This is a genomic window from Streptomyces maremycinicus (genome assembly GCF_001184025.1).
Classification (GTDB): domain Bacteria; phylum Actinomycetota; class Actinomycetes; order Streptomycetales; family Streptomycetaceae; genus Streptomyces; species Streptomyces maremycinicus.
In genome coordinates this window covers 347,559-359,367 of the sequence record NZ_BBYG01000015.1, presented here as the reverse complement: position 1 = coordinate 359,367, position 11,809 = coordinate 347,559, and the positions used below count along the sequence as shown (strand labels likewise).

Annotated in this window: 9 protein-coding genes; 4 read left to right on the top strand and 5 right to left on the bottom strand. The window is 74.0% G+C overall.

From position 1 onward, the window contains the following. Positions 1-599 precede the first annotated feature (599 nt). Complete coding sequence (locus tag AOQ37_RS22305) at positions 600-1,439, bottom strand: PhzF family protein (protein WP_062646370.1); 840 nt, start codon at positions 1,437-1,439, stop codon at positions 600-602. Between the two features lie 99 nt (positions 1,440-1,538). On the opposite strand from AOQ37_RS22305, the gene AOQ37_RS22300 reads away from it, so the two are divergent. Continuing rightward, a complete protein-coding gene (locus AOQ37_RS22300; protein ID WP_062646369.1) occupies positions 1,539-2,456 on the top strand; it encodes a LysR family transcriptional regulator in 918 nt (305 codons plus the stop codon). A 103-nt stretch (positions 2,457-2,559) separates the two neighbouring features. Here AOQ37_RS22300 and AOQ37_RS22295 read toward each other — a convergent pair whose 3' ends face one another. Continuing rightward, positions 2,560-3,831, bottom strand: coding sequence for a GNAT family N-acetyltransferase (locus tag AOQ37_RS22295; RefSeq protein ID WP_062646368.1), 1,272 nt, complete (start codon positions 3,829-3,831; stop codon positions 2,560-2,562). A 407-nt stretch (positions 3,832-4,238) separates the two neighbouring features. Between AOQ37_RS22295 and AOQ37_RS22290 the strand changes: the two genes are divergently transcribed. Beyond that, a complete protein-coding gene (locus tag AOQ37_RS22290; RefSeq protein WP_062646367.1) occupies positions 4,239-5,372 on the top strand; it encodes an FAD-dependent oxidoreductase in 1,134 nt (377 codons plus the stop codon). A gap of 95 nt (positions 5,373-5,467) precedes the next feature. On the opposite strand, the gene AOQ37_RS22285 is transcribed toward AOQ37_RS22290, so the two are convergent. Both AOQ37_RS22285 and AOQ37_RS22280 read right to left on the bottom strand, forming a co-directional pair. Continuing rightward, positions 5,468-6,679 (bottom strand): sugar ABC transporter permease, encoded by a 1,212-nt coding sequence (locus tag AOQ37_RS22285; RefSeq protein WP_062646366.1) that lies wholly within the window; start codon positions 6,677-6,679, stop codon positions 5,468-5,470. Between the two features lie 129 nt (positions 6,680-6,808). Next, on the bottom strand, positions 6,809-7,903 hold the full coding sequence (locus tag AOQ37_RS22280; RefSeq protein WP_062646365.1) for a sugar ABC transporter substrate-binding protein: 1,095 nt from the start codon (positions 7,901-7,903) through the stop codon (positions 6,809-6,811). Between the two features lie 131 nt (positions 7,904-8,034). Between AOQ37_RS22280 and AOQ37_RS22275 the strand changes: the two genes are divergently transcribed. Both AOQ37_RS22275 and AOQ37_RS22270 read left to right on the top strand, forming a co-directional pair. Then, complete coding sequence (locus tag AOQ37_RS22275) at positions 8,035-10,383, top strand: SpoIIE family protein phosphatase (protein WP_078890306.1); 2,349 nt, start codon at positions 8,035-8,037, stop codon at positions 10,381-10,383. Next, positions 10,380-11,462, top strand: coding sequence for a sugar ABC transporter substrate-binding protein (locus tag AOQ37_RS22270; RefSeq protein WP_078890305.1), 1,083 nt, complete (start codon positions 10,380-10,382; stop codon positions 11,460-11,462). Before AOQ37_RS22275 ends, AOQ37_RS22270 begins: the two co-directional genes overlap by 4 nt. Positions 11,463-11,477: 15 nt before the next feature. Here AOQ37_RS22270 and AOQ37_RS22265 read toward each other — a convergent pair whose 3' ends face one another. Continuing rightward, complete coding sequence (locus AOQ37_RS22265) at positions 11,478-11,765, bottom strand: zinc-ribbon domain-containing protein (RefSeq protein ID WP_062646362.1); 288 nt, start codon at positions 11,763-11,765, stop codon at positions 11,478-11,480. Positions 11,766-11,809: the final 44 nt, after the last annotated feature.

Genomic DNA, 11,809 nt, shown 5'->3' with positions numbered 1-11,809 from the left:
TCCATGTGCCGAAAGTGTGTGAACTGTGAAAGTGGGCGGGAGCCTAGCCATGACGGAACGTCAGCGACAAGTGCCGCTCAGTGCGCAATCGTCGTCCGATGCGGGGATATATGGCTCAGCACCGACTGGTCATGAACACGCGCACGTGTACCCGTGGCGGACGGGGCGGCCGGTCCGGCGCCCCCGCGGCGCGAAAGGTTCCGCTTCACATCCGCATATCGACGGCGGCGCGGAGCGGACCTCCCGCGGTGCCCCGGAGCTCGCGCTCATGACCCGGCACAGGTCCGTGTGCGCCGCGTGCGGGCCGCGGCACCCCACGCGTCCGGGACCCGGGCAACGATTGCGCAGCCGAACGCGGACGGCGGCGGACGCCGCCGCCGGACGGCGCCGGTCCGGCCCGGAGCGCCCCGTCGCCGGCTTCCGCGCCCGCGGCGACCCCGGGAGGTATTGGCCGACAATCCGCTGTGCGGGCCGGGGGGTTCGGCACGCCCGGGAGGTTCGGCGGGTCTGGTGGTTCGGCACGCACGGGAGGTTCGGCGGGCCGGGAGATGGGGCGGGCGGGGGGCTCGGTGGCGGGACGCCCGTACGCGGGGAGCCCCTCAGGGCAGCGGGACGGCCTGGCCGCTCACGCTCACCCGGGGGTCCGACGCGGCGGTGGTGACGGTGAGCCGGCTCGGGCGGCCCATGTCGTCGCCCTGGAGCACGGTGACCGGGGCGGGGTGGGTCGCCCGCCCGAGGGCACGCAGATAGCCGCCGAAGGCGGCGGCCGCGGCGCCGGTCGCCGGGTCCTCGACGACGCCGCCGAGCGGGAAGGGGTCGCGTGCGTGGAAGACGGTGTCGCTGTGCCGGTGGAAGAGATGGACGGTGGTCCAGTCCTGGGCGCGTGAGAGTGCGTGCAGCGCCTCGAAGTCGTAGTCGAGGTCGGCCAGGCGCTCCCGCGACGCCGCCGCCAGCATGAGGTGGTGGTTGCCGGCGAAGGCCACATGGGCGGGGAAGGCGGGATCCAGGTCGGCCTCGGACCAGCGGAGCGCCTTCAGCGCGGACTCCAGGTGGGGGCGGGCGACCGGCCGTGAGGACGTGGGGACACTGGTGAGGGTCGCCCGCAGCGTCGCTCCCTCCGCCGCCGTCGCCACGTCGATCAGCCCGGCGTTGGTCCGGAACACCAGGGTGCCGGGGGCGGAGCGCTCGGCGAGGGCGACGGCGGTGGCGACCGTCGCGTGGCCGCAGAAGTCGACCTCCGCGCGGGGGCTGAAGTAGCGGACCCGGTGGGTGTGGCCGGGGCCCTCCGCGGGGAGGACGAACGCCGTCTCGGAGAAGCCCACTTCCGCGGCCACCCGGAGCATGTCCGCGTCGTCGAGTCCCCGGGCGTCGAGGACGACGCCGGCCGGGTTGCCTCCGTCGGGCCGGTCGGTGAAGGCGCTGTACCGCAGGATGTCCATGCCCTCAAGCCTCCTCGAACGTGGGCTATGTCGTCCAATGATTAGACTTGAAGCACGCCATCGATTTCTTCTATGGCATCGGAGGGAGGGCGACCCGCTGTGGACACACGCGTGCTGCGGACCTTCGCCGCCCTGGCCCGCACCGGCAGCTTCACCGCCGCCGCCGCGGAGCTCCACCTGGCCCAGTCGACCGTCACCGTGCAGATCCGCGCCCTGGAGCGGGAGCTGCGCGTGCGGCTCTTCGACCGCCTGCCCTCGGGAACCGTCCTCACCGAGACGGGTGCGCGCCTCCTCGAACGGGCGCGACACGTGCTGGACGCCGAGGACCGGCTGCGCCACGAGGCGCACGGCACCGCCCCGGTCGAGGGCAGCGTCACCATCGGCGCGAGCGAGTCCCTGTGCGCCTACCGCCTCCCGCTCGCGGTGGCCGGGCTGAACCGCGGCCTGCCCGGCGTCGACATCCATATGCGCGCGGTGGCGACCCCCGCCGAGGCGGCGGACCAACTGGCTGCGGGGCGTACGGATTTCGCGCTGCTCCTCGAGCCGCGCATCGAGGTGCCGCAGCTGGAGTCGCAGGCCATCGGCGCCGAGCCCCTGGTGCTGGTCGCCGCCCCCGGGCACCCGCTCGCCCACACCGGGACGCCGCTGCGCGGGCTGGCAGGACACACGGTCTTCCTGCTCGAGGAGGGCTGCTCGTACAGCGACGCGTTCGCCCGGGACCTGCTCGCGCTGCCAGGAGAGTCCCCGCGCGTGACACGCTTCGGCAGCATCGAAGCGGCTCGCGCCTGTGTCGAGGCCGGCCTCGGCCTGGCCCTGCTGCCCGAGGTCGGCGTCCGGGCCGATCTGGCCTCCGGCCGGCTGTGCGCCGCCCAGAACTTTCCTCCGGTCCCCGTCCAGATGATGTGGCACCGTGGCCGCTGGATCACCCCGGCGACGCGGACCGTCATGGACCGCCTCCGGCAACTGGCCGCCGACGGATGGCCGGACGCTCCCTCGGACACCGCCCCGCGGGACTGACCGCCGCAGTGGTGCGCCTTCGGTCGGGACGTCACTCGCGCACACTCCGGCGGGGGCGGGCGATCGGGGCCGGTCAAGACCGGTGCGGGGCGGTCGGGCGTGGTCAGAACCAGTGCAGACAGTGCGGGGCACGCTCGGCGCGGAAGAGGGCGTCGGCGAGGACGGCGGCGCCCGGGCGGTGGGCGCGGATGTGTCCGGCCCGGACGAGCGTGCTCGGGGCGGTGCCGCCGAGGTAGACCGAGCCCAGGTCGCTCACGTCCAGTGAGAGGTCGGGCTCCCGGTCCGTCGGCACGCAGTCGGCCTCACCGTCCTCGACGGTCAGCAGGTAGCGGCCGCGCTCGCCGAGGAACGGGTCGTCGACGTCGAGGACCAGCTCGCCGTCCGTGGACCAGCCGCGCGCGGTGAGCGCGCGCGGGACGTCCAGCAGCCGGACCCAGAGCCAGTCGGTGTCGTCGCTCACCTGACCGGCCCGGAAGTCCGCGAACTGCCAGCGCAGCGGGTGCTCGGGCGGGAAGTGCCGGAAGACGACCTCGCCGACCAGGTCGTGTCCGAGCACGAACCGGGCCAGGGCCGTGAAGACGGCGTCGTCGACGGCGATGGTCTCGTCGACGGTCAGGGTGTCACGCTCGCCGAGGGAGTAGCAGGCGTAGCCGTCCGCGGCCCCGTCGGCGTCCCGGTGGACGGCGACGTAGCGCGCCGCCGGAGCGATCGGGGGCTGCCCCGCGCGCACGGCCCACCAGCGGTGCGGCCGGGACAGCGCACCGGGCTGCGCACGGCGGTACCGGTCGTAGACCTCTTCCAGGATCTCGCCGCACTCGGCACGTCGCAGCAGCTCGATCGTGCCGGTCTCCGTGCCGGTCTCCGTGCCGGTCTCCGTGCCGGTCTCCGGGCCGGACGCCGGAGCGTCGGCCGTGGCGCGCGCCCGGGGGAGGGCGAGGTCTCCCCTGTGGCGCGGCACCGTCAGTCGCCGGGTGTAGGTCGCCGGGCCGTAGCCGAACCTTCGGTAGATCAGGGCCTCGGAGGCCAGCAGTACGGAGAGGAACTCCCCGCGGGCCCGCAATTCGGTGAGCTGATGTCGCATCATCGCGCCGAGCACGCCCCGGCGCCGGTGCGAGGGCAGGACGCCCACGGCGGTCACCCCGGCGGCCGGGACGGGGATCGCGCCGGGCAGCGTGAGCTCGAAGGAGTACGCGCCCGCGGTGCCGACGGGCTGTCCGTCCGCCGTCACGGCGAGCAGGTTGCGGTCCATCTCCAGCGCCGCCCACCAGACCCCGCCGCCGCCCTCGGCCGGGGTCTCCGGGAAGCGCCCGAACGCGCCGTGGAGCGTGTCGACGAAGACGCCGAGGTCCTGGTCGGTCGTGGGGCGGATCTCCATCGCTGCCGCAGCCTGCCTCTCGGGATACCGGCACCACCACGCGTGATGCCACGCCACAGTGCAGCGTCGGCCCCCGGCCGGGTCAACCCGATTTCCGCCGCCCGCGCGTCAGTGCTGAGGGCCGTGCCGGCCGCGGGTTTCCACGGGGGGGCGAACCGGACGACAGGCGCACGGGGGTCGTCGCACCGGGCGACAGGCGCACGGGGGTCGAACCGGACGACAGGCGACCGGTGGCGGGCGGTGAGCGAAGGGTGGGCGCGGGCCGCGCGGCGCCGCGTCGGTCGTCTGTCGGGTCCCGCCAGGGCTGTCGGTGCGATGTCGGCGGCTTGTCGGCCTGCGGCCGGAACCTTGCGGAAGATCCTGCCGGGTGCCCGTCCGGCAGCCGCGCGACACGCAAGGGAATCACCATGACCACTGACGTCACGATCATCGGGGCCGGACTCGGCGGACTGACGCTCGCCCGGGTCCTCCACGTCCACGGCATCACCGCCACGGTCTACGAGGCGGAGGCCTCACCGACGGCCCGCGCCCAGGGCGGGATGCTGGACATCCACGAGGACGACGGACAGCCCGCGCTGCGGGCGGCGGGCCTGCTGGACGAGTTCCGCGGCCTCGTGCTGGAGGGCCGCCAGGCGACGCGGATCGTCGACCGGGACGGGACCGTCCTGTTCGAGGACCTCGACGACGGCACCGGCGGCCGCCCCGAGGTCCAGCGCGGGGAGCTGCGGCGGATGCTGCTCGACTCGCTCCCGGCCGGCACCGTCCGGTGGGGCCGCAAGGTCGGCGGGGTCCGTGCCCTCGGCGAGGGACGGCACGAGGTGACCTTCGCCGACGGCGCCACCGTCGCCACGGACCTGCTCGTCGGCGCGGACGGCGCGTGGTCGCGGGTCCGGCCGCTGCTCAGTGCCGCCTCGCCCGACTACACCGGCATGTCGGTCGTCGAGACGTACCTGCTCGACGGCGACACCCGCCACCCCGACCGGGCGAAGACGGTCGGCGGTGGGTCCCTGCTCGCGCTCGCCCCGGGCCGGGGAATCGTGGCGCACCGGGAGAAGGGCGACACCCTGCACGTCTACGCGATGCTCGCCGAGCCGCGGGACTGGTTCGCCGCCGTCGACCTCACCGACGCCGCCGGGGCCGCCGAGCGGATCGCCCGGGCGTACGAGGGCTGGGCGCCGGAACTCACCGCGCTGATCACCGAGGCCGACACCGAGCCGGTCCTGCGGCCCCTCCACGCGCTGCCGGTCGGGCACCGGTGGGACCGGGTGCCGGGGGTGACCCTGCTCGGCGACGCCGCCCACCTCTCGGTCCCGAACGGCGAGGGCGCCAACCTGGCCATGTACGACGGGGCCGAGCTCGGCAAGGCGCTGGCCGCGCACCCCGACGACGCCGAGACGGCGCTCGCCGTGTACGAGCGGGCCATGTTCCCCCGCAGCGCCGAGGCCGCCACCGACGGCACCCGGCTGCACGAGCTCATGTTCGGCGACCTCGCGCCCCACGGCTTGATCAGCGCGTTCGTCGAGGACGACCAGACCCCGTGACCCCGGTTCGTGGGACGGTCGCCGGGGCCGTTCCACGAACCGGGGTCGCCCGGTGCTCCGGGCGCAGGGGCGGGCTCCGGGGCGGCCCTCGCGCCTCACCCGCCTCGGCGGGCCGCCCGAGCGGGCCGCGACAACGAGTCGATGACCACCGCGGCGAAGAGCACCCCGCCCGTGATGACGAACTGCACGGCCGGGGGAGTGTCCGTGATCGCCATTCCCGAGGCGATCGACTGGATGACCAGCATGCCGAGCACCGCCGACCAGGTGGAACCGCGCCCGCCGAACAGGCTGGTGCCGCCGATGACGGCCGCCGCGATGGCGTTGATCAGCAGCACGCCCGACCCCGAGCTCTGGCTCACCGAGGTGATGCGCGAGGCCAGGAAGAGCCCCCCGACGGCGGCCATCGTGCCCGAGGCCGCGAGCACGGCGGTCTGTACCCACGTCACGCCGAGGCTGGCGCGGCGGGCCGCCTCGAGGCTGCCGCCGAGCGCGTACACCTGCCGTCCGTAGCGGGTGCGGCGCAGCACGACGTCGAGACCCGCCACCACCACGAGGAAGACCAGCAGGGCGAGCGGCAGCCCCTGGAACCGGTTGAGCAGGTAGGCGACGCCGAACGCGATGACGGCCAGCGCCGCGGTGCGCCGCACGACGGCGTGCAGCGAGCGGTGCGGCATACCGATGGCCCGGCGGCGGCGCCGGTCGCGGTCCGCGACGAGGAAGAACGCGCCCGCGGCGACCGCCGCCAGGCCGTAGGCGACGGCGTCGTCGGTGAAGTAGTAGCTGGTCAGCTTGGCGACCAGACCGTTCTCGTCGAGGTTGACGGTGCCGCTGTCGCCGAGGACGGACAGCATCAGCCCGTTCCAGGTGAGCAGCCCGGCGAGGGTGATCACGAAGGCCGGCACCCGGGTCCTGGCGATGGAGTAGCCCTGGACGGTTCCCGCCGTGGTGCCCGCGAGCACCGCGACGATCAGCGCGAGCCACTCCGGCACCCCGTTGTTCACGTTCAGCACGGCGAAGACGGCCGCCGCGAGCCCGCTGATCGAGCCGACGGACAGATCGAGCTCGCCGAGCAGCAGCACGAAGACGATGCCGACCGCGATCATCCCGGTTCCGACGATGTCCACGCTGAGATTGGACAGGTTCCGGGGCGAGAGGAAGTTCTCGTTGAGGGACTGGAAGGTGATCCAGACGACGGCGAGGACGAGCACGACGGGCAGTGCACCCAGCTCGCCGGCGCTCAGCCTGCGCCGGACGACCGCCGGCCCGCTCCGCACGGCACGGGCGGCGGCCCGCAGTCGGCTCACCACCTCGCCTCCCGCACGGCCGGCCCGGAGCGGCTCTCCGGCACGGAAACCATCTCCTTCCCGAGGGGTGTCAGGTACGGCGGCGTCCGTCCGGCGCGTGTCGAGATCGGCACGGTGTCCGTCCGGCGCGGGTCAGGTCAGCCCGGCCCGTTCGCAGTCGGCCCGGAGCCGGGGCGTGCAGATCTGCCGGACGGTGTGCAGTCCGTCCTTCACGACGGTGTCCTCGATGTTGTCGGCGGTCACCGACACCGGGGTGAGCAGCACGGCGGCGACCGGGTCCCCGCCCCGCGTCGGCACCCGGTCCTTCGCCACCCGGGCGAGGCTCTCCCCGCGGGCCGCGGCCACGGCCATGGCGCCGCCCGCGGCGGCCTCGGGTCCGAACGGCTTGAAGACGGTCATGTACTGCTCGCCGGCGACGATGCGCCGCAGGGCGGAGAGTTCGGCGTCCTGCCCGGTGACCGGGGGCAGCGGATCGACCTTGTTCGCCTTGAGGGCGGAGATGCTCCCGGCGGCGAGTCCGTCGTTGGCCGCGTAGACCCCGTCGATGGCCTCGACGCCGAGGGCCGCGATGGCCCCGGACATGTTCATGTGCGCGGTCTCCCTGCGCCACTGGAGGGTGTCGTAGGCCTTGCCGATCTTCACCTGCCCGTCGAGCACGGAGAGGGCGCCGTCCTCGAACGACTTCGTGTTCGGATCGCTCGGATCGCCGTTCATCATGACGATCTCGGCGCCGGGCACCTTGTCGCCCATCGCCGTCAGCAGCGCCCGGCCCTGGAGCCTGCCGACCTCCTCACCGTCGAAGGAGACGTAACCCGAGATGGGGCCGTCGGAGAGCCGGTCGTAGGCGATGACGGGGATGCCCGCCTCGCGGGCCTCCGTGACCGCCGGGCCGAGCGAGCGGGCGTCCACGGCCACGAGCACGATGGCGTCGACCCCCTTGGTGATCATCGAGTCCATCTGTTCCTGCTGGAGAGCCACATCGCCCTTGGCGTTGGCGTGTTCGACCGCGCAGTCGGCGCACGCCTCCTCGATCTCCTCCTCCAGCAGCGGCCTGTCCTGGGTCTCCCAGCGGGGCGTGGTGACGTCCGGCAGCAGCAGACCGATGCGCGGCCCGTCCGTCGCACCGGGTTCTCCTTCGGTGCTCGCCCCGCAGGCCGCGAGGACGAGGACGACCGCGATGCAGACCGCGGTCACCGTGGCGGCCGAGTCCCTGATGCAGGCCTTCATGAGTGGTACCCGCCGTCGACGACAATAGGGTGGGTGGCGGTTGATATGTTCGGTTGATCCTCATATGCGATTCTGGTGGGTGGGTGCCCCGATCTCAACCTGTCGGCACCTGCGGCAGGATGGGAGGTACGTTGCGGACATGCCTCGACCGGGCTCTGAGCTTCGCCGGAGCGTCACTGGCAGCGGTCTACGCGCCCGGGGCCGGCACACACGAACTGCGGCTGGTGGACACGTCCGGGAGCGACTCTTCCGGCTCGGCCCCGCCGGAGCGCCTGCCGCTGTCCGGTGACTCGCCCGCGGTGCGCGCCTTCCGCACCGACCACCCCCTCTGGCTGACCGCCGACACGGCGCTCGGCGCGCTGCCCCTCGGCATCCGGGGCAGCCGGCTGGGCTGCCTGCTCGTCCTGGGCGCCTCGGCGGACGGCTTCGAGGCCGAGCAGCGCCGCTTCCTGGAGCGCTACGCCGACGCGGTCGCCGCCCTCCTCCCGCCGGGCGCGGACCCGCCCACACCGACACCGCTGCTGGCCCCCGCCCTGCGCAGCCTGCACGTGGGTTCCTTCGTCCTCTCCCCGGACACCGGGCTGATCGAGGCCGACGACACCCTCCTCGAACTGGTCGGCATCACCCCCGGCGACTTCGACGGCAAGGTCGACACCCTCCTCGCGCACGCCCTCCCGGAGGACATGCACGCCCTGATGTCCGTCCTGGAGCCGACCACCGACGCGTTCGGCCGGCGGGACCTGGAGTTCCGGGTCCGCGGGCCCACCGGGGAGATGCGCTGGCTGAGCCTGAGCTGCCGCGCCGAGCCGGTCCCCGCCGACGGGCCGCCCCAGGTCCTGGGCGTGGTGACGGCGACCCCGGTGCTGCGCCGCGGCGGCGACGACGTCTCCCGGATCCAGTGGCTGACGGCGGCCCTCGACGACGCCGCGACCGTCCGCGACGTCGGCCGCGTGGTGGTCGCCGCGCTGCGCGAGCCGCTGGCCGCCGACCACGTGGCCCTCGCCGCCGTCCAGGACGACCGGGTCATGGTCACCGCCCTCGACCCGCCCCAGCCCAGCGCCTGGCCGCAGGTGTGGCGCACCGAGTGGCGCACGGAATGGCCCGAGGCGCCGCTGCGCGCCCTGCCCACCGTCCAGGCGGCCCTGCGGGACGGCCGGATGGACCTCCTGCCCTCCGGCACCCCCCTCGAAGCCGGCCTGGCCGGCGTCGGCGCCGGAGGGCTGGCCGTCCTGCCGCTCCCCGCCAAGGGCCAGGTCGCCGGGGTCTGCCTGGTCGGCTGGGACCGGCCGCACGAGTTCGTCCCCGAGGAGCGGTCCCTGCTCACCGCCACCGCCTCGCTGGTCGGCCAGGCCCTCAAGCGCGCCCACGCGCACGACGCCGAGCAGGAACTCGCCACGATGCTCCAGCGCAGCCTGCTGCCCCGGCGCCTGCCCGAACTGCCCGGCGGGATCGCCGTCGCCCGTTATCTGCCCGCGCGGCGCGGGCTTCAGGTGGGCGGCGACTGGTACGACGTCATCGCCCTCTCCCAGGACCGGGTGGCCCTGGTCATCGGGGACGTCCAGGGACACAGCGCGGGAGCCGCGACGATCATGGGCCAGATGCGCACCGCCGTCCGGGCCTACGCCACCGAGGGCCACCCGCCCGACGTGGTCGTCTCGCACGCCAACCGGCTTCTCGTCGGCATGGAGACCGACCTGTTCGCCACCTGCTGCTACGCCGAACTCGACATGGAGGAGGGCAACGTCCTCTTCGTCCGGGCCGGCCACCTCGCCCCCCTGCTGCGCCTTCCCGACGGCACCACCGAGGAGGTCGAGGTGGCGGGCGGCCCTCCGCTCGGCATCCTGGCGGAGGCGGAGTTCCCCATGACGTCCGTCGAACTGGCCCCCGGCACGGTCCTCGCCCTGGTCACCGACGGTCTGGTCGAGGCCGCCGACCTGCCGCTGGACGAGGGCATGCGCCGGACCCGCGTCGCGCTCGCCGCCGCCGACCCCGCCGACCCGGGGAAGATGGCCGACGCGCTCCTCGGCGACGCGGGCCGCCGGGAGGACGACGTGGCGCTGCTGCTGCTGCGCTACGACGCCATGAAGACCCGGCCGATCCGGGCCGGCTGGATGGTGTGGCGGCTGCCCGACGCCGTCATGCACGCCCGCCGCTTCACCGCGCGCACCCTGCGCCGCTGGCAGGTCCAGGAGGCCGCGGACGCCGTCCTCCTGGTCGTCTCCGAACTCGTCACCAACGCCCTGGTGCACACCCAGGGGCCGGTCCGCCTCGACCTGGTGCTGCGTGGGGACCGGGTGCGCGTCTGCGTGAGCGACTCCTCGCCGCGCGCGCCCGCCAAACCGGTGATCGTCGACTGGGAGGCCACCGGCGGCCGGGGTCTGCTGCTGGTCGAGGCGATGTCGGACGCCTTCGGCTCGGTCCCGGTGGCCGGCGGCAAACAGGTGTGGAGCGAGATCACCGTGCCGGGGGGAGCGCCGTGAGGACGCGTCGCGGGGCCCTGGCCGCGGTGCTCGCCGCGGCGCTCCTGACAGCGCCCCTGGCCGCCTGCGGTGGAGACGACAAGGCGGCGGGCGAGGGCTTCACCGTCGGCCTGCTGCTGCCGAGCCGCGCGGTCCCGCGCTGGGAACACGCGGACCGCCCGCTGATCCAGGCCCAGGTCGAGAAGCTCTGCCCCGGCTGCCGCACGGAGTACGCCAACGCCGAGAGCGACGTCACCCGCCAGCGCCAGCAGATGATCTCGATGGTCACCAAGGGGGCCAGGGTCCTGATCCTCGACGCCGCCGACACCCGGGCGCTGCGCTCCTCCATCGAGGAGGCGGACCGGGCGGGTGTCCCGGTGATCGCCTACGACCGTCTCGCCGAGGGCCCGATCACCGGCTACGTCGGCTTCGACGGCCTCCAGGTCGGCAGACTCCAGGGCGAGGCGCTCCTGAAGGCCCTGGGGGAGCGGGCCCGGAACTCCGACATCGTCATGATGAACGGCGACCGGACCAGCCCGAACGCGGACGCGTACCGCAAGGGAGCGCTGGACGTCCTCACCGGCCGGGTGCGGATCGCCCGGTCCTACGACACCCCGGACTGGAACACCCAGAACGCCCACGCCAACATGTCCGCCGCCATCGCGGCCCTCGGCCCCGACCGGATCGACGCGGTGATCGCGGCCAACGACAACATCGCCGCGGGCGTCGTCGCCGCGCTCAAGAGAGCCGGGGTCGCCCACCTGCCGCCCGTCACCGGTCAGGACGCCGACCTGGACGCCGTGCGTCGCGTGGTCAAGGGCGAGCAGTACATGACGGTGTACAAGCCCTTCGCCAAGGAGGCCGCCGCCGTCGCCGCCATGGCCGTCGCCGTCGGGCGGGGCGAGGACCCCCGGGACAGCGCCACCACGACCGTGGACAGCCCCACCACGCCACGCGTCCCGGCCGTCCTGCTCCAGCCGCGCGCGGTGACGGCCGCCGGCATCGAACGGATCCTGATCAAGGGCGGCCTGTACACCGAGGACCAGATCTGCACCCGTGAGCTGCGGGCCGCCTGCGTCCGGGCGGGACTCACCCCGTGAGCCGCCGGGCGGCCGTCAGTGCTGGTACGGCTGCTGGTGCGGCTGCCCGTAGGCCTGGCCTGCGCCGCCCGCGGCCTGCGCCGTCAGCTGCTCCGCCTGCTCCTTGGTCAGCCTCTGCTCCGCGCCGCAGAAGGTGCACTGCGTCGCGTACGACGTCGAGACCGGGAACAGCGGCACGAAGAACAGGGTGAACTTGGTGACCCGCTTGCGCAGCGTGTGCGCGGCGGGATTGCCGCAGCGGCCGCAGACGAGCGTCAGTATCGCCAGCTGGTAGAGGTATCCCTTGGTGCCGAAGATGATCACGCTGTGCTTCCTTCTGGGTGAGTGTCCGCCCGGTCGGCCCGTGG

Coding starts and splice junctions, on each gene's coding strand:
- AOQ37_RS22305 (WP_062646370.1), bottom strand. CDS start 1,439: ATGGACATCCTGCGGTACAGCGCCTTCACCGACCGGCCCGACGGAGGC.
- AOQ37_RS22295 (WP_062646368.1), bottom strand. CDS start 3,831: ATGGAGATCCGCCCCACGACCGACCAGGACCTCGGCGTCTTCGTCGAC.
- AOQ37_RS22290 (WP_062646367.1), top strand. CDS start 4,239: ATGACCACTGACGTCACGATCATCGGGGCCGGACTCGGCGGACTGACG.
- AOQ37_RS22280 (WP_062646365.1), bottom strand. CDS start 7,903: ATGAAGGCCTGCATCAGGGACTCGGCCGCCACGGTGACCGCGGTCTGC.